Origin of the sequence: Kitasatospora sp. NPDC089913, assembly GCF_044748625.1 — a bacterium.
In the GTDB taxonomy this organism is placed as follows: Bacteria; Actinomycetota; Actinomycetes; order Streptomycetales; family Streptomycetaceae; genus Kitasatospora.
The window spans coordinates 1-19,405 of record NZ_JBIVGI010000021.1; the positions used below are offsets into that span (position 1 = coordinate 1).

At 76.3% G+C, this 19,405-nt stretch carries 17 protein-coding genes and 1 pseudogene; 9 read left to right on the forward strand and 9 right to left on the reverse strand.

Annotation, left to right across the window (positions count from 1 at the left end):
* Positions 1 to 134 precede the first annotated feature (134 nt).
* The 6 genes from ACIPYS_RS27330 to ACIPYS_RS27355 form a co-directional block, all read right to left on the reverse strand.
* Positions 135 to 902: an AMP-binding protein gene (locus ACIPYS_RS27330; protein WP_400750747.1), complete on the reverse strand. Its 768-nt coding sequence runs from the start codon at positions 900 to 902 to the stop codon at positions 135 to 137.
* Between the two features lie 17 nt (positions 903 to 919).
* A complete protein-coding gene (locus ACIPYS_RS27335; RefSeq protein ID WP_030391815.1) occupies positions 920 to 1,144 on the reverse strand; it encodes a phosphopantetheine-binding protein in 225 nt (74 codons plus the stop codon).
* A gap of 5 nt (positions 1,145 to 1,149) precedes the next feature.
* A complete protein-coding gene (locus tag ACIPYS_RS27340) occupies positions 1,150 to 1,782 on the reverse strand; it encodes an isochorismatase family protein (RefSeq protein ID WP_093859744.1) in 633 nt (210 codons plus the stop codon).
* A gap of 139 nt (positions 1,783 to 1,921) precedes the next feature.
* The gene (locus ACIPYS_RS27345) at positions 1,922 to 3,601 is read right to left on the reverse strand and encodes a (2,3-dihydroxybenzoyl)adenylate synthase (protein ID WP_400751050.1); all 1,680 of its coding nucleotides are present in this window, start codon (positions 3,599 to 3,601) and stop codon (positions 1,922 to 1,924) included.
* Positions 3,602 to 3,684: 83 nt separating this feature from the next.
* Complete coding sequence (gene dhbC, locus ACIPYS_RS27350; protein WP_093859745.1) at positions 3,685 to 4,884, reverse strand: isochorismate synthase DhbC; 1,200 nt, start codon at positions 4,882 to 4,884, stop codon at positions 3,685 to 3,687.
* A gap of 241 nt (positions 4,885 to 5,125) precedes the next feature.
* The gene (locus ACIPYS_RS27355; protein ID WP_400750752.1) at positions 5,126 to 5,983 is read right to left on the reverse strand and encodes a 2,3-dihydro-2,3-dihydroxybenzoate dehydrogenase; all 858 of its coding nucleotides are present in this window, start codon (positions 5,981 to 5,983) and stop codon (positions 5,126 to 5,128) included.
* 371 nt (positions 5,984 to 6,354) lie between these two features.
* Between ACIPYS_RS27355 and ACIPYS_RS27360 the strand changes: the two genes are divergently transcribed.
* The 3 genes from ACIPYS_RS27360 (at position 6,355) to ACIPYS_RS27370 (ending at position 9,262) form a co-directional block, all read left to right on the forward strand.
* Complete coding sequence (locus tag ACIPYS_RS27360; RefSeq protein ID WP_400750755.1) at positions 6,355 to 7,698, forward strand: MFS transporter; 1,344 nt, start codon at positions 6,355 to 6,357, stop codon at positions 7,696 to 7,698.
* Positions 7,699 to 7,702: 4 nt separating this feature from the next.
* Complete coding sequence (locus ACIPYS_RS27365) at positions 7,703 to 8,461, forward strand: TetR/AcrR family transcriptional regulator (RefSeq protein ID WP_400750758.1); 759 nt, start codon at positions 7,703 to 7,705, stop codon at positions 8,459 to 8,461.
* A gap of 99 nt (positions 8,462 to 8,560) precedes the next feature.
* On the forward strand, positions 8,561 to 9,262 hold the full coding sequence (locus ACIPYS_RS27370; protein WP_400750761.1) for a siderophore-interacting protein: 702 nt from the start codon (positions 8,561 to 8,563) through the stop codon (positions 9,260 to 9,262).
* 339 nt (positions 9,263 to 9,601) lie between these two features.
* On the opposite strand, the gene ACIPYS_RS27375 is transcribed toward ACIPYS_RS27370, so the two are convergent.
* The gene (locus ACIPYS_RS27375) at positions 9,602 to 10,891 is read right to left on the reverse strand and encodes a CapA family protein (RefSeq protein WP_093859750.1); all 1,290 of its coding nucleotides are present in this window, start codon (positions 10,889 to 10,891) and stop codon (positions 9,602 to 9,604) included.
* Between the two features lie 242 nt (positions 10,892 to 11,133).
* Here ACIPYS_RS27375 and ACIPYS_RS27380 point away from each other — a divergent pair.
* From ACIPYS_RS27380 to ACIPYS_RS27400, 5 genes and pseudogenes are all read left to right on the forward strand, one after another.
* Positions 11,134 to 11,571: pseudogene (locus ACIPYS_RS27380) on the forward strand (universal stress protein); the annotation flags it as partial.
* Entirely contained in the window at positions 11,557 to 11,892 is a 336-nt protein-coding gene (locus ACIPYS_RS27385; protein ID WP_286158647.1) for a dsRBD fold-containing protein, read from the forward strand. The pseudogene ACIPYS_RS27380 and the gene ACIPYS_RS27385, both read left to right, overlap by 15 nt.
* 159 nt (positions 11,893 to 12,051) lie before the next feature.
* Complete coding sequence (locus ACIPYS_RS27390; RefSeq protein ID WP_400750765.1) at positions 12,052 to 13,308, forward strand: M48 family metalloprotease; 1,257 nt, start codon at positions 12,052 to 12,054, stop codon at positions 13,306 to 13,308.
* A 52-nt stretch (positions 13,309 to 13,360) separates the two neighbouring features.
* Positions 13,361 to 13,783 (forward strand): MarR family winged helix-turn-helix transcriptional regulator, encoded by a 423-nt coding sequence (locus tag ACIPYS_RS27395; protein ID WP_093859752.1) that lies wholly within the window; start codon positions 13,361 to 13,363, stop codon positions 13,781 to 13,783.
* Between the two features lie 127 nt (positions 13,784 to 13,910).
* Positions 13,911 to 15,176 (forward strand): PP2C family protein-serine/threonine phosphatase, encoded by a 1,266-nt coding sequence (locus tag ACIPYS_RS27400; RefSeq protein WP_400750770.1) that lies wholly within the window; start codon positions 13,911 to 13,913, stop codon positions 15,174 to 15,176.
* Between the two features lie 77 nt (positions 15,177 to 15,253).
* Here the strand turns inward: ACIPYS_RS27400 and ACIPYS_RS27405 are convergent, their stop codons facing one another.
* Positions 15,254 to 16,210 (reverse strand): NADP-dependent oxidoreductase, encoded by a 957-nt coding sequence (locus ACIPYS_RS27405; protein WP_400750772.1) that lies wholly within the window; start codon positions 16,208 to 16,210, stop codon positions 15,254 to 15,256.
* Between the two features lie 177 nt (positions 16,211 to 16,387).
* Here ACIPYS_RS27405 and ACIPYS_RS27410 point away from each other — a divergent pair, with 177 nt between their 5' ends.
* A complete protein-coding gene (locus ACIPYS_RS27410) occupies positions 16,388 to 17,839 on the forward strand; it encodes a LuxR C-terminal-related transcriptional regulator (protein WP_400750775.1) in 1,452 nt (483 codons plus the stop codon).
* A 21-nt stretch (positions 17,840 to 17,860) separates the two neighbouring features.
* On the opposite strand, the gene ACIPYS_RS27415 is transcribed toward ACIPYS_RS27410, so the two are convergent.
* Complete coding sequence (locus ACIPYS_RS27415; protein WP_400750777.1) at positions 17,861 to 19,369, reverse strand: ArnT family glycosyltransferase; 1,509 nt, start codon at positions 19,367 to 19,369, stop codon at positions 17,861 to 17,863.
* Between the last annotated feature and the right edge of the window lie 36 nt (positions 19,370 to 19,405).

A 19,405-nucleotide genomic window follows, 5' to 3' on the forward strand; every position in this document is an offset into this window, starting at 1 on the left:
GCGGGGGGGGGGGGGGGGGGGGGGGGGGGGGGGGGGGGGGGGGGGGGGGGGGGCGGCCGCGGGCGGGGGGGGGGGGGGGGGCGCCGCCCCCCCCCCGACCCCGGGGCCGGGCCCGCGGGGCCCGGCCCCGGAGGTCAGCCGCGCTGCGGGACCAGGTGCACCGGCCCCGGCTCGGGCAGCAGCTCGCCGAGCACCGACGGCGCCGCACGCAGTGCGGTCACCCCCGCCTCCCGGACCAGCTCCCCGACCTCGCCCGGCCGGTCCGGATCGGCCAGCACCAGCGCCGCCCCGGTCCGCAGCGGCCACAGGAACTCCCACAGCGGCAGGCCCAGCTGCAGCACCCGGTCGCCCGGGCCCAGCCCGTACACGGACTGCAGCTCACGCACCCGGCGGTCCACCTCGGCGTGGGCCGTCCACACCCCCGCCGGACGCCCGCCCGGCCCGTAGGCCCGGCAGAGCGGATGCTGCGGGGTCAGCGCCCGCGGCGGGTCGGTGGCCGCCCGCCCGGCCAGCTCGGCGGCGCTCGGCCGCTCCGCGTCCGGCACCCCCTCCCCCAGCACGCACACCGGCGCCGCGTCGGCCAGCAGCCAGGACAGCCGCCCCGGGGCGTCGTCCGGGTCCAGCGGCAGGTACGCCGCACCCGTCTTGGCCACCGCCAGCAGCGCCGGCACCAGATCGGCCGGGCGGGTCAGCGCGAGGCCGACCACCGTGCCGGGGCGCGCGCCCCGGTCCGTCAGACAGCGGGCCGTCCGGTTGGCAGCGGCGTTCAGCTCGCCGTAGCTCACCGGCGCCGCGCCGGCCGGCAGCAGTGCCGGGGCGTCCGGCGTCCGTGCCGCCTGGGCCTCGATCGGCCCGACCACCGTGGTGGCCGGCCACCGCTCCGTTCGCGACGGCCTCGCCACCGCCGTGCCGGACTCCATCAGGACGCGCCCAGCAGTTCGGCCCAGGCCTCGACGGCCGGACGCTCGGCCAGCTGCAGGAACGCCACCTCGGCGCCCTCGGCCCGCCAGCGCTCGGCCAGCGCCATCAGCCGCACCGAGTCCAGGCCCCAGTCGGCCAGGTTCTCGTCCAGCGGGATGTCCGCCGGGTCCTCGCCGAGCAGGTCGGCGACCTCGGCCCGGATTCGCTCCACGGTGAAGGCCATGGCTGTCACTTCCCTTCCACGACGGCGTCGGTACCGGTGACGACGCCGCAGCGCCCGGCCACCCAGCTGAGCGCGGCGCGGTGCTCGTCCGCGCCGAAGTCGGCGACCGCGTCGGCCACCACGAAGGCCCGGATGTCCCGCATCCAGGCGTCGCAGGCGGTCGCCTGCACCCCGATGTGCGCGTACACGCCGGTGATCACCAGCTCGTCGCGGCCCTGCTCGCGCAGCAGCTCGTCCAGGTCGGTCCGGACGAAGGCGCTGTACTTCCACTTGGTGAGCAGCCGGTCGCCCTCGGCCGGGGCGACCTCGTCCACGATCGCCGCCGCCTGCGGGTCGTCCGGGATGCCCGGGCCCCAGAAGTCCTGCTGCAGGCCGCGCTGTTCGGCGCTCTGGCCGCCCGGCTGGGCCGAGTAGACGACGGGCACGCCGTGCTCGGCGGCCCAGGCGCGCAGCCGGTTGATGTTGGCGAACAGCTCGGTGACCGGCGCGGCCGACGTGTCGAAGGCGCCCATGAAGTGGTTCTGCAGGTCGTGCACCAGCAGCACGGCCCGGGACGGGTCGACCGTCCAGTCGACCCGGTTGGCCGGCAGCTCGGCGGCGGCGGGCATCGGATAGGAGGGGATGCGGGGCAGGCCCACGGCGGTGCGTCCTTAACGTGTAGGGGGATCCGGGAGTCCGGGGACTCACGGGTCGGAAGGCTCAGGAGTCCGGAGGCTCGGGAACGCGAGGCTCAGGAGAGAGGGGGGGCGGAGGCTCAGGAGAGAGGGAGTCGGAGGCTCAGGAGGAGGTGAGGGAGGCGGCGATGGCGGCGCGCAGGTCCTTCTTGCTGACCTTGCCGATGCCGGTGGCGGGGAAGGCGTCGACGAACTCGACCCGGTCCGGCACCTTGAAGTCGGCCAGCCCGCGCTGCCGCACGAAGCGCTTCAGCTCCACGGACTTCGGCGGCTGCGCGCGGTGCTCCTCGCGCAGGACGACGTAGGCGCAGGTGCGCTCGCCGAGGTACGGGTCGGGCATCGAGACCACCGCCGCGTCGTGCACGGCCGGGTGGGCCAGCAGGTGGTTCTCGATCTCCTCGGCGGCGACCTTCTCGCCGCCCCGGTTGATCTGGTCCTTGGCCCGGCCCTCGACCACCAGGTGACCGGTGCCGGTGCGGCGGACGAGGTCACCCGTGCGGTAGAAGCCGTCCGCGGTGAAGGAGGCGGCGTTGTGCTCGGGCGCGTTCCAGTAGCCGCGGATGGTGTACGGGCCGCGGGTGAGCAGGTGGCCGGTGGTGCCGTCGGGCAGGTCGCGGTCCTCGTCGTCGACCACCCGCACCTCGTCGTCCGGGGAGATCGGCCGGCCCTGGGTGGTGACGATCACCTCCTCCGGGTCGTCCAGCCGGGTGTAGTTGACCAGACCCTCGGCCATCCCGAACACCTGCTGGAGGGTGCAGCCCAGCACCGGGCGCACCCGCCGGGCCGCCTCCTCGCTGAACTTGGCGCCGCCGACGAGCAGCACCTCCAGGGTCTCCAGACCGGTGCTCCCGCCGGCCTCTCGGATCCGCTCGGCGGAGTCCAGCCAGAGCAGCGCCAGCGGCGGCACCAGGCCGGTGATGGTCACGCCCTCGCGCCCGATCAGCGGGAACGCCGTCTCCGGGCTCGGCTGCGGGCAGAGCACCACCCGGCCGCCCGCGTACAGCGTGCCGAGCGAACCGGGCGAGCTGAGCGGGAAGTTGTGCGCGGCGGGCAGCACCACGAGGTAGACGCTGTGCTCGTCCTGGCCGCAGAGCTCGACCGAGCCGCGCAGCGAGTAGATGTAGTCGTCGTGGGTGCGCGGGATGAGCTTGGGCACCCCGGTGCTGCCGCCGGACAGCTGGAGGAAGGCGACGTCCCCGGGCTGCGGCTCCTCCGCCGGCGCCCCGGCCGGGTCGACCGGGACCTCGGCCAGCGGAGTGTGCTCCCCGGCGTCCCCGCCCACCACCAGGACGTGCCGCAGCGAGGGCGTCTCCGCCTTCACCCGGCCCGCCAGTTCGCGGTGGTCGAAGCCGCCCTCGACGGCCGGGACCACGTAGGCGACCGCGCCGGTGAAGGAGCAGAAGTAGGAGATCTCGGTGTACCGGTGCGCGGGCAGCGCGAAGACCGGCAGCGCGCCGACCCGGAACAGCCCGAAGACCAGCTCGAAGAACTCGGCGACGTTGGGGAGCTGGACCACCACCCGGTCGCCCCGGCGGATGCCGCGGGCGCGCAGTCCGGCGGCCATCCGGTCGGCCCGCAGGTCGAGTTCGGCGTACGTCCAGCGGCGGGTGGGGTCGTCACCGGTACCGCCGGCCGGGTCGACGATCGCGACCCGGTCGGGGTGGGCGGCCGCGCGCTCGCGCAGCATCGAGCCGAAGGTCTCGCCGCGCCAGTGGCCGTCGGCCCGGTAGCGCGCGGCGAACTCGTCCGGGTACGGGGCGAATCCGGCCAGCACCTCGGCCATCGGGTGGTGCGGATCGGTCACGGCGGAGGCTCCCGGGGCGGTCGGATCGGTCACCGCGGAGGCTCCCGGGGTAGTCGGGTCGGTCACTGCGGCACCCCGGCGGCGTCCAGGAAGGTGCGGAACTTGGCGCTGGTCTCGGCGAGTTCGGACTCCGGCCGGGACTCGGCGACCACGCCGGCGCCGGCGAACACCCGCAGCGTCCGCTCGTCCGCCTCGGCGCAGCGCAGGGTGACGACCCACTCGCCGTCGCCGTCCGCGTCGCCCCAGCCGACCATGCCGGTGTACAGGCCCCGGTCGAAGGGCTCGATGCCGCGGATCGCCTCGCGGGCGAGCGGGGTCGGGCTGCCGCAGACCGCCGGGGTCGGGTGCATGGCGACGGCCAGCTCCAGGGCGGAGACGGCCGGGTCGATCAGCTCACCGGTGATGGTGGTGGCCAGGTGCCACATCGCGGCGGTGCGCACCAGGGTGGGGCGCGCCGGCACGACCAGGTCGCGGCAGTACGGCGCGAGCGCGGCGTGGATGGCGTCCACGACGAAGGCGTGCTCCTGGAGGTCCTTCGGCGACTCCAGCAGCGCGGCGGCGCGGCGGACGTCCTCGCCGAGGTCGGCGCTGCGCGGCACCGATCCGGCCAGCGGGTTGGCGACGACGGCGGTACCGGTGCGCGAGAGCAGCAGTTCGGGGCTGGCACCGATCAGGGTGCGGCCGCCGCCGGCGGGGACGGCGAAGGTGTAGCCGCCGGGGTCGCGGCGGCCGAGCCGCTGGAGGATCGCGGGCAGGTCGAGCGGGCGGTCGGCGTGCAGCTCCAGGGTCCGGGAGAGCACGACCTTGCTCAGCTCGCCGTCGGCCCGGAGCAGTTCCACGGCCTCGGCGACACCGGCCCCGTACGCCTCGGGCGCGGGCACCGGGCGGACGTCCCAGTCGATCCGGTCGGCGGCCGGGGCGGGCAGCGCGATCAGCGGGTCGTCGCGCAGTGCGCCGCAGGTGCGGAGCGTCGCGGGGACGACGAGCTCGGCCCGGCTGTCGTGGTCGAACGCCACCGCGCCCACCACCAGCGGGTGTTCGACGCCGTCCTGGCGGGCCCGGGCGAGGGTCTCGGCGACCCGGTCGACCAGCGGGCGCCCGTCCTGGGGCACCCGGGCGTGCACGCCCTCGGCGAGCAGCGTGCGGGTCGGGGAGGCGAAGAACGCCTCGTCGGCCGCGGCCCGGTACTGGCCGAGCAGCCCGCTGGCCGCGCCGATGACGGTGTGGTCCGTCCCGGCGGGGGCGTGATGCACCGTGGTCACCTGGAATCTCCCAGTCTGCGAGTGGTCGCCGGACGCTGCTCGTCGCGGCGGTCGGCGGTGGTCTGGTCCGGGGCCCGCCCCGGTGGGGGCGCGGTCCCGGTGGGGCGCCGGGCCCCGGGTGCTGCTCGCCCCGGGGGTCCGGCCCCGCCGTGGGTGTCGGGGGCCGCGACGGTCCGGGGCGGGGCCGTCGTGGAGTCGTGCCGGAGTGTGCGGGATCCGGGTCGGGGGCCGTGCGCGGGCGTCAGGCCCGCAGCGTGGCGCCGCCGTCCACGTAGAGGTCGTGCATGGTGATGTGGCGGGCCCGGTCGGAGACCAGGAAGGTCACCGCCTCGGCGATGTCGGCGGGCTGGGCGATCCGGCCGAGCGGGATGCCGACCCGGTAGCTGGCCGGGTCGCCGTCGATGACGCGCCGTTCGGCGGCCGCCGCGTCGTCCTGCCAGAGCCCGCGCTGCATCTCGGTGTCGGTGGAGCCGGGCGAGACGATGTTGCAGCGCACCCCGGAGCGGCCGAGTTCCAGGCCGAGACACCGGGTGTACATGGTGGCCGCCGCCTTGGAGGCCGCGTAGGCGGCCATCCCGGTGCGCGGGACGCCGGCCGCGTTGGAGCCGACGGTGACGATCGCACCGCCACCGCGCTCGGCCATCCGTCGGCCGACCGCGCGGGTGGTGTGGAAGACCCCGGTGGTGTTGACCGCGAAGCTGTCCGCCCAGTCCTGGTCGGTGAGCTCGAGCGCGGGAGCGACACGCAGGATTCCCGCGACGTTCACCAGGATGCCGATCGGGCCGAGTTGGCTTTCCATCAGCTCGACGGTGGATTCGACCGCCGCCGCGTCGGAGACGTCCAGCAGGTAGGGGTGGACGGGTCCGCCGGAGGCCGCGCCGCCCGGGGCCGCGTCGGCCGGACGACCCGACAGCTCGTCGGCGAGCTCGGCGAGCGGACCGGGGTTGCGGTCGACCGCCGCGACGACGGCGCCCGCTGCGACGAGCGCGCGCGTCACCGCCGCGCCTATCCCCTGTCCGGCGCCGGTGACCATCGCGACGGCGCCCGCGAGTTCGGACTGCTGCACTGAAAATCCCCTCCGACCAGCAACATTAGGCAAGCCTAACCTAACACAATTGTTCGGACTCTCCGAGGGGGCCCGTCGGCACGGGCCGACACTGCGGGGTCGTCAACTGTCGTCGGCCGGGGGACGGAGGGATACGGCCGTCGGACGGCGCGGGACGGGCGCCGGTCCGAGCGGCGAGCCGAGGGCGACCCTGCGGACGACCCGGCGGGCGATCCGGAGGGCGACCCCGCGGACCGCCCGGAGGACGGCCCGCGGGCGAACATAGACGCAACGTTGCGTCCAGTGCTAGCGTCGGGACATGGACCGAGACGCAACGTTGCGTCCATCTTCGGTCCGCCACGGCGCGGGCCCGACCGACGGCCCCGACGCGCCCCCTCCCACACCGTCACCCCCGAGGAGCACCCATGCCCTCCGCCCCGCCCCGGCGCCCCGGCGGCCCGCTCGCGCCGGCCGCCGTCGCCCTCGCCTTCTGGGTCACCATGGCCGGGACCACCGTCCCGACCCCGCTCTACCCGCTCTACCAGCGCGCCTTCGGCTTCTCGACCTTCACCGTCACGGTGATCTTCGCCGTCTACGCGCTCGGCGTCGTCGCCGGTCTGCTGACCCTCGGCCGCCTCTCCGACCGGATCGGCCGGCGCCCCGTGGTCCTCGCCGCCCTGCTGCTGGCCGCGGCCGCCGCCACCCTGTTCGAACTCGCCGACTCGCTGCCCTGGCTGCTGGTCGCCCGGGTCCTCTCCGGGTTCGGCGCAGCCCTCGTCACCGGCGCCGCCACGGCCGCCCTGCTCGACCTCGCTCCGCCGGAGCGCCGGCTGCGCGCCCAGACCGTCGCCCTCGCCGCCAACATGGGCGGACTGGCCGGCGGCACCCTGTTCGCCGGAGCCCTCGCCGAATGGACCGGTTCACCGCTGCGCCTGCCCTGGACCGTGACGCTCGTCCTCACCGGCGCGGCCCTGCTCGGGCTGCTCGCCGTCCCCGAGACGGTGCCCGCCGCGGTCCGGCGCACGGGCCGGGCCGGCTCCCCGGCCGGAAGCCCCTCCCGGTTCCGGCCGCGACCGCTGCACGTGCCGCCCGGCATCCGCCCCGCGTTCCTGCGCGCCGCGCTCGCCGGCGGGGCCGGATTCGCCGTCACCGGCGTGCTGACCGCCGTCAGCGGACTCTTCCTGGCCACCGTGCTGAACCTGCACAACCACGCGCTCACCGGACTCGTGGTCGCCCTGGCCTTCCTCTCCACCGCCGTCGGACAACTGCTCGTCCGCGTCCTGCCGCCGGACCGGGCCCTGCCGCTGGCCTGCGCCGGACTGGTCCTGGCCGCCGCACTGGTGGCCGGCGCCCTGCTCGGCGGGACGCTGCCACCACTGCTGCTCGGCGCCTGCGTCAACGGCCTCGCCACCGGGACCGCCATCGGCACCGGACTCGGCACCGTCAACGCCGGCGTGGAGCCGCACCGGCGCGGCGAGACGGTGTCGGCGTTCTTCGCCGTGCTGTTCACCATGCTCTCGGTGCCGGTGATCGGGGTCGGCGTGCTCGTCCGGGCGACCGGGCTGCGCACCGCCGGGGTCACCTTCAGCGCGGCGGTCGCCGTCCTGGCCCTCGCGGTCGCGGCCGGACTGGTCCGCCGGCCGCGGGGCGGGGCGTCACCGGTGCCGGCACCGGCGCCGGTGACGACAGCGACAGCGACAGCGACAGCGACAGCGACAGCGGACCCGGCGGCCGCAGCGGCACCGGCCACCCCGGCCGGGAAGGCGTGAGAGGATGGCCGCGACCGTCGTCAACGGCCAGCAGCCGCCCCCGGACAAGGACCACACCGCCATCGCCGCCCAGCCCCGCCCCGCCGCCGGAAGCCGGTCCGGCGCGAGCCGCGCCGCCGGTGAGCGCGCCGTCGGCGGCCGTGCCGCCGGTGCCGCGCGGGCGGCCGGGGCGAGCGGGAGCACGAAGAAGAACGACGACACGGCGAGCACCGTCGGCAACGGTCGGCGCAGCGAGGCCGCACGGCTGGCGGTACTCAACGCCGCCGACGACCTCCTGGTGGAGCAGGGTTTCGAGGGCCTGACCATCGAGGGCATCGCGGCCGCCGCCGGGGTCGCCAAGCAGACCATCTACCGCTGGTGGAAGTCGAAGGTGGACATCCTCTTCGACAACCTCGTCCTGGACGCCGCCACCGGTCTCGCCTGGCCCGCCGAGACACCCTCCGATCCGGCCGATCTGCGCGCCTACCTCCACCGGTTCGCGGACTTCCTCGACGCGGCGCCGGCCGGCAAGGTGCTGCAGGCCCTCCTCGGCCATGCGCAACTGGACGCCAGGTCGGCCGAGTTGCTGCACAGCGGCTTCCTGGACGCCCTGCGCTCCCGGGACGTCGCGAACACCCGGGCCTGTCTCGGAGGGACGGCGGACGAGGCCGCCGTCCTGCTGGACGCCCTGCTCGCCCCGCTCTACCACCGCGCCCTGGTGCTGCGTCGCCCGCTGGACCGGGCGTTCGTCGACGCGCTGCTCGACCAGCACCTCCCGCGCTGAGCCCCACCCCCTTCCTCGCTCCTCCCCTCCGCGCCGCAGCGCGCCGCCCGTGTCGATCCCCGGGCCCGCGCCGGCGCCGTCCGATCACCTGGAGTCTCCGTGTTCCGTCGCCCCCGGCCGACCCACGACGTTCGGGTCACCGCCGTCACCCCGCTCACTCCCGCCCTGCTCCGGCTCACCCTCGCCGGACCGACCCTGGACACCCTCGACGTCGAACACGCCACCCAGTGGGTGAAGTTGGCGACCCCCGACGGGCACTCCCGGGCCTACACGATCCGGCACCACCGCCCCGACGAGCGCGAGACGGACATCGACGTCGTGCTGCACGGCAACGGTCCGCTGTCCCGCTGGGCGGCGACCGCCCGCCTCGGCGACCGGGCCCTGATCGCCGGCCCGCGCGGCCGCCGGCCCTCCTTCGACGGCGCCGGGCACGTCCTGCTCGCCGCCGACGAGAGCGCCCTTCCCGCCGCGCTCACCATCCTGGAGGAGCTGCCGCCGACCGTGCCGGCGACGCTCTACGTCGAGGTCGGCGATGCCTCCGGGGCCACCCTGCCGCTGCCCGCCCGAACCGGTCTGACCACCCACTGGCTGACCCGTCCCCAGGACCAGGTCAAGGGCCGCACGCTCGCGGACACCCTGCTCGCGACCGACGTCCCACCGGGCACCGCCGCCTGGCTGGCCGGAGAGTCCCAGGCCGTGGCGACCGTCCGGCGCCACCTGCTCACCGACTGGGCCCTGCCCCGCGAACGCGTCCACGGCAAGGGCTACTGGAAGCTCGGCGAGGCGAACCACAAGGACTGACGGGCGGACACCGTCGGCCCCCCGCCCCGGGACCCGTACCCGCCCGACGGCGGGCGAGGCGGTCCGGCGGCCGGCGTTCCGGCGTTCCGGCGTTCCGGCGTTCCGGCGGCCCAGGAGGAGCCGGCACAAGGCTCGGACGCGTCGGCGCGTGGTCACGCAGCAGGCGTGTTCGAGGAAGGCCCCGTGCAGGCCGTCGCGGACGTCCCGGCGGATCCGCAGGTCTCGGAGGGCGCGGATCCACGCGCCGGTCCGCCCGACCACCCACCACCCGAGCACCCACCGCACGGCGAGCGACGACCGGCTTGCCGCCCCGCTTCCGCACCGGCCGCCGGGGCGGGCTCAGCGCGAGGAGGCCGACGCCGGCGCGGCGCTCCGCGCGGCCGGGGCGGCGGGACCGGTCGCGCGCGCGGACGGGGAAGCCGACGGGGACGCCGACGGGGAAGCGGCCCCGGACGCCGGCGCCGGGGCGGCCCCCGGGACCGGGGCCAGGCCGGTGCAGCCCCGGAGCCCGTCCCGGCGCTTGAGCGCGGCGGTCGCGGCGGCGCCGGTCTGGGGCACCGGCATGCCCTTGTCGTCGATGGTCGCCGGCGCGAACGCCTCGCCGAGCACCTTGCCGCCCGGGCCAACGGTCAGGGTGGTGACGCCCGTCTCGTTGGAGTTGGCGTAGTTGGAGGTGCCGTACCAGAGGAAGTTGCCGAAGCCGTACCCGACGTAGGTGGAGCCGAGCATGCCCGAGCCGACCATGGTGTGCGCGTGCGTGCCGACCACGGCGGTCGCGCCCGCGGTGGCCAGCTTCTTGGCGATGGCGGTCTGGGCCGCGGTCGGGCAGGCCTTTCCCTCCTCGCCCCAGTGCAGGTAGACCAGCACCACCGGCGCCTGCTTCTTCGCCTCCTCGACCGCCTTGACGATCGCGGCCTGGTCCAGTGCCGAGGCGATGCCGGGCTTGGTCGCCCCGGCGCGCCACTTCTGGTTGGTGAGGTCCTCGACCTGGCTGGCGGCGACCACCGCGACCTTCACCCCGCGCACGGTGGTGACGTACGGGGCGTACGCCTCCTGGGAGTTGCGGCCGAAGCCGACGATCGGGAGCGGCGAGGAGGCCTTGGCCGCGAGGGTGTCGGCGAGACCGTCGGCGCCGAAGTCGACGGCGTGGTTGTTGGCGAGCGAGACGACGTCGACGCCGGAGTCCTTGAGCGCCGTGAGCGCCTTCGGCGAGGTGCGGAAGGTGTAGGTCTTGGGCTCGGGCGCACCGCGGTCGGTGATCGCGGTCTCCAGGTTGAGGACGGAGAGGTCGGCGGCGGCGAGGCTCTTGGAAATCGGTCCGAGCGCCGTCTCGGGCGGCTGCACGGAGAGCCGGCCCTCGGTGCGGCCCTCGAAGTGGACGTCGCCGGCGAACGCCACCGTGATGCTGCCGTCCGGACGGGGCGCCGCACCGTCCGCGGAGGCCTGGTCCCCGGGGGTGGCGGACCCGTCGGCGGCGCCCGGCGAGGCCTTCGCGGCTGCGGCAGCGTCGGCGGCGGCCTTGGCGGACCGGGAGGCCTTGACGGTGGCCGGGTCGGGGTCGTCCGGTCCACAGGCGGCCACGGGTATCAGCCCCAGCAGCAGGGCGACGGCGGCCGCGGCACGGCGCATGTGTGTTCCCCCAAGGGTCGTTCCGGAAGCGGTCAGCCTACGCCACTCCCCCGCGCCGTCTCCGCGCCGCGGCCACAATCCGCGCCGGGCCGCCGGGTGGCGCGCGGAGTGGCAGCGTGGAGGTACAGAGGCTTCCGGAAGCACGGCGGGAAGCCCCCACCGGGACGGAGGTGCGGAGGTGGCGCCCGGAGGCGCGGGGACCGGCAGGCGAGGCTCGGGGAGCGGACGGCAGGTGGTGGGTCATGGCTGACAACGGGAGCACGGACGCCGGGCGGCGGATCGTGGTCGGGATCGACGGTTCGGCGCCGTCCAGGGCGGCGCTGCGCTGGGCGGTCGGGCAGGCGGCGCTGACCGGGGCGGCGGTGCACGCGGTGGCCGCGTGGGAGCCCCCCTCGCTGCACGGGTGGCTGGTACCGCTGCCGGACGACGACTTCGAGCGGACGGCGATGCGCACCCTGACCGCCGAGGTGGACGAGGTGGTCGGCCGGGAGCGGCCGGTGCCGGTGACGGAGAGCCTGCTGCTGGGGCACCCGGCGGAGGTGCTGCTGGAACTGGCGGAGGGCGCGGAGCTGCTGGTGCTGGGCAGTCGCGGTCGCGGGGCCTTCGCCCGGACGCTGCTGGGGTCGGTGAGCACCCGGTGCGCGGCGCACGCGTCGTGCCCGGTGGTGATCGTCCGCGCGGACGGGAGCGCCGCCCCGCCGGGAGGGCCGGTCCCGGCGACCGTCGGGGAGGAGGGCGGTACGGAGCCCCCCGTCCGAAGCACCAAGGACTGGCAGCTGAGCCTGCACCTGGTCGAGGAGCGCGACACCACCCGGGTGCACGCCGTGCTGGACGCCGACGGCGCGGTGCTGCACAGCGACGCGTACGCCCGCCGCAACCCGCTGGACGATCCGGCGCCCGCGGTGGGCGACGAGTTCGCGGTCGGCCGGGCGCTGATCGATCTCGGCCACCAGTTGCTCCGGGCGGGCACCCGGCACGCCACCGGGCCCGCCGAGGAGTGACATGCTGGCTGTCGGGGGACGACGGTCCACGAACGCCCCGTCGCCCGACGGCCGACGCCCGAGGACGGACGCCGCCCGAGGACCGACGCCCGACGACTGACGCCCGACGACTGACGACTGACGACTGACGACTGACGGACTTCGGATGACGGACAACAGATGACAGATTCTGTCGGCCCACTCCCGGGCGACGACCCGACGCCCGGCGCCGCCCCCGGCACCCCCGGCACCCCCGCCGACTTCACCCCCGCCGAGCGCGCCCGGGGCCGCGCACTGCGGCGCGCCCAGCTGCCCTGGGCACTCGGCGCGCGGGTCACCGGCCTGGGGCTGACCCTCGCGCTCGGCCTGACACCGGCCGGCGCCGGGCTGGTGTCGACGGCCGGCGGCTGGTTCGGCGGCTCCCGGACGGCCGAGGTGCTCGCCGGGACGGCCGCCCTGGTACTGGTCGGCCGGGCGGCGCAGCTGCCGTTCGGGGCCGGCACGCGGTCGGTCCGCGCCCGGTTCGGGCTGGTCACCCAGGGCTGGGCCGGCTGGGCGGTGGACGCACTGCGCGGACTCGCCCTCACCCTGGCGCTCGCCCTGCCGGTGGTGCTCGGACTGTACGCGCTCACCGGCCGCTCGCCGGAGCGCTGGTGGCTCCCGGCGGCGGGCGCGGCCGCGCTGCTGACCGCCGCCCTCTCCTTCCTCTACCCGCTCCTGGTCGAGCCGGTGTTCAACCGCTTCACCCCGATGGCCCCGGGCCCGCAGCGCGAGGCGCTGCTCGGCCTGGCCGCACGGGACGGCGTCCGGGTGCGGGACGTCCTGGTGGCGGACGCCTCGCGCCGGACCACGGCGCTGAACGCCTACGTCTCGGGCCTGGGGGCGACGCGGCGGATCGTCGCCTACGACACGTTGCTGACCAGCGCCGATCCGCGCGAGGTGGAGTTGGTGGTGGCGCACGAACTGGGGCACGTCAAACACCGGGACGTCCTGACCGGGACGGTGCTGGGGGCGGTCGGCGCGGCCGTGGTGGTGGTGCTGCTGGGCCTGGCGTCGGGCTGGGACGTGCTGCTGTCGGCAGCCGGCGCGGCGGACGCGGCCGATCCCCGGTCGCTCCCGCTGCTGGCGGCGGTCGCGGCGCTGCTGGGCGCGCTGTCCGGCCCGGTGCAGTGCGCGGTGAGCCGCCGGGTGGAGGCCAGGGCCGACCGGCACGCGCTCGAACTCACTGGGGACGCCGAGCAGTTCGTGGCGATGCAGCGCAGACTCGCGGTGACCAATGTGTCCGATGTCGACCCGCCGCGGGTGCTTGAGCTACTGTTCGCGACTCATCCGAGCGCCACCCGCCGGATCGCGGCGGCGCGCGCCTGGCAGGCGCGCCGGGAGGGCGCCGCGGACCGTCCGCCGGGAGCTTCGAGCACCCACGAAGTCGTTGTATAATGCAACAAATTGCCGGACGGCAGATCCCCCGGCCCCGAGGAGGCAGGTTCCCGTGCCCGACCGCGAGACGTCGATCGCGACCATCCAGCGCGAACTGACCGCCTTCGCCCGCCGCGCCCGGCACAAGGCCTCCCAGCTGCACCCCGACCTCTCGCTGGTCACCTACAGCATCCTGGACCTCATCACCGAGCGCGGCGGCTGCCGGGCCGCCGACGTCGCCGCGCACTTCATGCTCGACAAGTCCACGGTCAGCCGCCAGGTCACCGCGCTGGAGAAGCTCGGGCTGCTGCGGCGCGAGACCGACCCGGAGGACCAGCGCGGCCAGATCCTGCTGGCGACCGAGGCCGGACTCACCCTCCTGCGCGAGGCCAACGAGCAGCGGCGGCTCTCCTTCTCGGCCCGCTTCACCGGCTGGTCGGACGAGGACGTCGCCCGGTTCGCCGACTACCTGGCCCGCTACGGCGCCGAGGACTGACCCGGCCCGGCGGCCCGGCCGGGGAGCACCCGCCGAGCATCCCCGGGCGCCCGCCGCACGCCCGCCGCACGCCCGCCGGGTGCTCCCCGGGGTGCGGCGGACCACCCGGACGGTGTACAGAGGAGAGGTGCCACTCCGGCAGCCTTCCGACGACCGGCGTCCCCGTGACCGCCGCCGGTCCTGGCCGCCCGACCGCCGCGCCCTGACGGTCGTCCCGCTCGCCCTGATCGTGGTGATCACGGTGGTGGACGTGCTCGCCCCGCCGGACATCCACCTCGGCCCGCTGCTGATCGTCGCCCCCGCGCTCACGGCCTCGCTGGCCGGTGCCCGCGCCACCACCGTCGTCGCCCTGCTCTCGCTCGCCGCGCTCACCGTCATCGGCATCCTGCGCGACGGCCTCACCACCGGGAACCACGAGACCCAGCTCGGCGCCCTGCTCGCCGTGTCGGCGCTGATCGTCGGCCTCCGGGTCCTGCGCGACCGGCACGAGCGCGAGCTGGCACAGGTCCGCTCCGTCTCCGAGGCCGCCCAACGGGTCCTGCTGCGCCCGCTGCCCGACCGGACCGGACCGCTGCGCCTCGCCTCCTTCTACCTGGCCGCCGAGGCCGAGGCCCAGGTCGGCGGGGACCTCTACGCGGCGGCCCGCACCGCCACCGGCACCCGGCTGCTGGTCGGCGACGTCCGGGGCAAGGGCCTGGCCTCGCTCGGCGACGCGGCGCTGCTGCTGGGCGCCTTCCGGTCGGCCGCGCACCTGTACCCGGACCTGCCCGGCCTGGTCGGCCACCTGGACGGCAGCATCGCCTGGGACCTCGCCCAGCTCGCCGAGCAGCAGCGCGCGCAGCGCGAGGACGGCCTCCGCGCCCAGCCGCGCCTGCGCGCGTTCCGGCGCGCCGGGCCGACGGACACCGGGGCCCCGCCGGGCACCCGGCGGCCGGACGACGGGCCGCCCGGCACCCCGGCGGACGACAGCGGCGAGTCGTTCATCACCGCCGTCGTGCTGGACGTCCCGGACGACGGAGCCGTGCTCCGCCTGGTCGACTGCGGCCACCCCCCGCCCCTTCTCCTGCACGGCGACCGGGTCACCGCGCTGGAGCCCCGCCGCACCTCGCCGCCGCTGGGCCTCGGCGAACTGGTCGCGGCGCCGTACGTGGTGGAGGAGTTCCCGTTCCTGCCCGGCGACCGGCTGCTGATCTACACCGACGGCGTGATCGAGGCCCGCGACGGAGAGCGGCGGTTCTACCCGCTGTCCGAACGGGTCGCCGAACGGGCCGCCGCGCACCCCGCCGAACCGCCGGACGCCCTGCTGCTGCACCTGCGCCGCGACCTGCTGGCCCACGCGGGCGGACGGCTCGACGACGACGCGGCCATGGTCGTCGTCGAGCACCTCGGCTGACCGTCGGCCCGGCGAGCGGCCGCCGCCCCGCGACAGCGACCATCAGGGCCGACCACGCGACCGGCCGCCCCCCGGCCTCAGCCGACGGTGAGGACGATCTTGCCCCGGACGTGGCCGCGCTCGCTCTCGCGCTGCGCCTCGGCCACCTCCGCCAGCGGGAGCACCCGGTGCAGCGGGAGGTTCAGACCGCCCTCGGCGGCCAGGGCGAGCGCGCCCTCCAGGGCCGGACGGAGGTAGTCGGCCGGCTCGTCGCCGCTGGTGGCGCGGACCCCGTGCTGCGCGGCGCCCTGGAAGTCGGCGATGGTCAGCACGTGCTCGGCGCCGCCCGCCAGCTCGATCGACAGCGGCAGCACGCCCGCCCCGACCACGTCCAGCACCCGGTCCACGCCCTCGGGCGCGGCGGCGCGGACCCGCTCGGCCAGCCCCTCCCCGTAGGTGACCGGCTCGGCGCCCAGCTCGCGCAGGTACGGGTGGTTGGCCTCGCTCGCGGTGCCGATCACCCGGACCCCCCGGGCCCGGGCGAACTGCACCACCAGGGTGCCGACCCCGCCCGCGGCGCCGTGCACCAGCAGCGTCCGGCCGGGCTCGACGCCCAGCAGGTCGAGCGACCGCCAGGCCGTCTCGGCGGCCACCGGGAGCGCCGCGGCCACCGTCCAGTCCACCGCGGCCGGCTTGCGGACCAGCTGGTCCGCCGCCGCCAGCGCGTGCTCCGCGTATCCGCCGCCGAGGACCTGCCCGAAGACCTCGTCGCCGACCCGCCACTCGGTGACGTCCGGGCCGACGGCCTCGACCACGCCCGCGATCTCGTACCCGAGGACGGCCGGGAAGACGACCGGGAACAGGTCGGTGAGCGCGCCGGAGCGGACCTTGTGGTCGAGCGGGTTGACGCCGACGGCGCGCACGGCCACCCGGACCTGGCCGGGGCCGGGCGCGGGCACCTCGACCGCGGTGGGCCGCAGGACGTCCACGGACCCGTACTCGGTGATGGCGACGGCCTTCGTCGTGAGGGGGGTGGTGTCGGGGGTGCTGCTCATGGCGGATCTCCAGCGTTCGTCCGGACCTGGCGGACGCCGGGGCCGGGGGCCGCCGCCGTCCTGGTGACGTGCTCCAGCCTGGTACGGCGGCCCGGCCCGGACGGCCGTCTGTTCGGCCGGTTCCACCTGGCCGTTCGGCCAGGCGGGCGCGCACCGGCGCGGGCTACGCTGGGAGCCATGGTCGAACGCGAGGGCGGGCAGGGTTCCGGCGGCGGTCCCGGCGGCGAGTGGTCGTGGGACGACGCCGAGGGGGTGCTCGCCCTCGCCGCCGAAGTGCTGCGCACCCCCCGGGCGACGATCCTGCCGAAGCTCTCCGAGGTGCTCGCCGGGCTCGTCCCGCACATCGCGGTGGCGCAGCTCAGCGGTGTCTGCACCTACTCGCCCGCGAACGCCGTCGGCCCCGAGGAACTGTCGGCCCGGATCACCGGTGCCGAACTGGCCGGGGTCGCCCAGCGGGTCACCCCCGGGCGCCCGTGGCAGGGCGAGGCCGTGCTCGGCGGGCGCCCCCGGCCCGCGGTCGCGGTGGCGTCGGCCCCGCCGGGGAGCAACGGCGCTCTGCTGGTGCTGGTCCGCGCCGACCCGGCCGGACGGGCGCCCGGACGGGCCGCCGGGCGCGCGACGGGGACGCACGGGTCGCCGGAGCCGCTGCCCGAGCGCTCGCTCGGCCTGCTCCAGCAGCTGTGGGAGGTGCTGACCACCCACTCCCACCACCGCGCCGTCGACGCCGCGCCCGCGCACGCCGCCGCCTCCCGCGCCTCGGCCAGTGCCCGGGCCAGGGCGATCGCCGAACTCACCGGCGCCCACGCCTCCGCGCTGTCCGCGATCCTCGCTCCGCTGCGGTCGGCCGGACTGGACGACGCCACCGCGCGGCGCAACGCCACCGAGCTGGCCGTGACCGCCCTGCTCGACCTGCGCAGCGCCGGCGACCTCGACCGGGAGCTGAGCGAGGAGCCGGCCGCCACCGCGTTCGCCCGGCTCGCCGACCTGGTGCGGCCGTTGCTGCGGCACAGCCCGGTCCGGCTGGACCTGCTGGCGCCGACCGAGGGGGACCGCTCGGTGCCCACCGACACCGCGCACACCGCCCGGACCGCCGTCCGCTCCGCCGTGCTCACCATGCTGGAGCAGGACGACCTGACCCGGCTGCACGTGAGCTGGCAGTTCGTGGCGGACGGTCTGCGGGCCGTCGTCCGGGACGACGGCCCGGGCCTGCTGACCGCCGACGCACTGGCCGTCCACCGCACGGCCGACCGGATCGCCGCGCTGGCGGGCCGGTTGACGGTCGAGGCGGTGCCCGGCTGGGGCACCACGGTGACGGTCGACCTGCCGCTGCACGCCCCGGCCGGGCCGATCGGCGCGGCCCGGCCGCTGGAGGGCCTGCAGCCCAGGGAGCTGGAGGTGCTGGACCAACTGGCCCGGGGACGCCGGAACCGGGAGATCGCCGCCGCCCTGCACATCAGCGAGTCGACGGTGAAGTTCCATGTGGCCAACATCCTGGCCAAGTTGGAGGTGAGCTCCCGGGGCGAGGCCGCCGCCCTGGCCCACCGGGCCGGCCTGCCGACGGGCCCGGCGGCCGGCGCGACGGCGGGCACGACGGTGGGCCCGCCGACCGCGCTGCACGCCGCGTCCTGAGGCGCCCCGGAGGCAGAAGTCTCAGTAGTAGCGCCGCAGTTCGGGCCAGAGCACCGACCACGGCCGGTGCGGTCCCGGACAGACCAGGACCGGGGCGTGCTGCTCCTCGTTGTCCACCCCGTGACCGTTGTCGACCCGGGCGACCCGCCGGCAGTCGGCGAAGTACCGTTCCACGTCGGGGAATCCCTCGGGGTGGACGAGCAGCACCGGCCCGTCCTGCCGGTCCGGCGGCGGCCCCCAGTCGGCGAGGCTCATGTGGCCCGAGTACGGCGCCGGGAGGCCGAGCGGCGGGCCGTAGTGGGCGAGGGCGCCAGCCTCGCCGTAGTTGACGGCGAACACCACGGCCCGGTCCCGGAGTTCGGGCGGGACGGTGTTCCAGCCCCGGGCGGCGGCCGCGGCGAGTTCGGGCCAGCCGATCTGCTCGCCCTGCTCGTGCTGGATCCAGTTGACGGCCGGGGTCAGCCGGGCCGGGAGGACGGGCAGGGTGATGACCAGGTTGACGGCGGCTCCCAGGGCCAGCGCGCCCGCGAACGAGCGGATCCGGCGCGGTCCGGCCGCCGTCAGCCGCCGGGCGACCGGTTCGCAGCCGGCCGCCGTCAGCACCAGCAGCGCCGGCAGCACGTAGTACGGCTTGCCTCCGCTCGCCACCACGAACAGGCACATCAGCGGGTAGGCGACCACGAAGGGCTTCGCCCAGGCGAGTTCGGGGTCCCGGCGCAGGCGGCGGAAGCCGGCCAGCCAGACGGGCACCAGCACGGGTGACAGGTAGAGGAACTGCATCGGCACGAAGAGCAGCCGGTTCCCGGCGCCGTCCTGCTCGCTGATGCCCCCGGCGACGGTCAGTTCGGGCCAGCCGTGCGCGGCCTGCCACCACAGGTTCGGCAGCGCGACGGCCACCGCGACGGCCGCACCCGCCACCGGCCACCACCCGCGCAGCACCGCGCGCGGCCCGACCAGCAGCACGGCGGGGACGAGGGCGGCGGCCAGCAGCAGGACGAGGTCCTTGTTCAGCAGCGCGACCCCGGTGGCGGCGCCGACGGCGAGCCACCGGCGGCCGTCCCCGGTGCGCAGCAGGCGCAGGGCGAACAGGCAGACCAGCAGCCAGGCGGCCAGGTCGAAGGTGGCCGTGTTGAGCAGGTGCCCGACCGCGAGCACGAACGCCGAGCAGGCCGCGGCGGCGGCCGCGAGCAGCTGCCCGGCGCGTCCGGCGCCCAGCTCCCGGGCCAGCAGCGCCACCAGGGCGACGGTGGCGGCGCAGAGCAGGGCGGGTACGACCCGCAGACCGACCGGTCCGTCGCCGGGTCCGCCGCCGAACAGCGCCGTGGACACCCGCCCGAGCAGCGGGGTGAGCGGCGGTTGGTCGACATATCCCCAGGCGGGGTGGCGACCGGCGATCAGGAAGTACAACTCGTCGCGGTGGAAGCCGTACCGGCCCGCGGTCGCGATCTGCAGCGTGGCGGCACCCGCCGCGACGGCGGCGACCGGCCCCCGGGCGAACGGCTTCGGCGCGAACAACCCCCGTGTGTTCACGAGGGGAGTGTGACAGTCCCGCGGCGGCGCGGGAAG

Coding starts and splice junctions, on each gene's coding strand:
- ACIPYS_RS27335 (WP_030391815.1), bottom strand. CDS start 1,144: ATGGCCTTCACCGTGGAGCGAATCCGGGCCGAGGTCGCCGACCTGCTC.
- ACIPYS_RS27345 (WP_400751050.1), bottom strand. CDS start 3,601: ATGGCCGAGGTGCTGGCCGGATTCGCCCCGTACCCGGACGAGTTCGCC.
- ACIPYS_RS27360 (WP_400750755.1), top strand. CDS start 6,355: ATGCCCTCCGCCCCGCCCCGGCGCCCCGGCGGCCCGCTCGCGCCGGCC.
- ACIPYS_RS27365 (WP_400750758.1), top strand. CDS start 7,703: ATGGCCGCGACCGTCGTCAACGGCCAGCAGCCGCCCCCGGACAAGGAC.
- ACIPYS_RS27375 (WP_093859750.1), bottom strand. CDS start 10,891: ATGCGCCGTGCCGCGGCCGCCGTCGCCCTGCTGCTGGGGCTGATACCC.
- ACIPYS_RS27390 (WP_400750765.1), top strand. CDS start 12,052: ATGACAGATTCTGTCGGCCCACTCCCGGGCGACGACCCGACGCCCGGC.
- ACIPYS_RS27405 (WP_400750772.1), bottom strand. CDS start 16,210: ATGAGCAGCACCCCCGACACCACCCCCCTCACGACGAAGGCCGTCGCC.
- ACIPYS_RS27410 (WP_400750775.1), top strand. CDS start 16,388: ATGGTCGAACGCGAGGGCGGGCAGGGTTCCGGCGGCGGTCCCGGCGGC.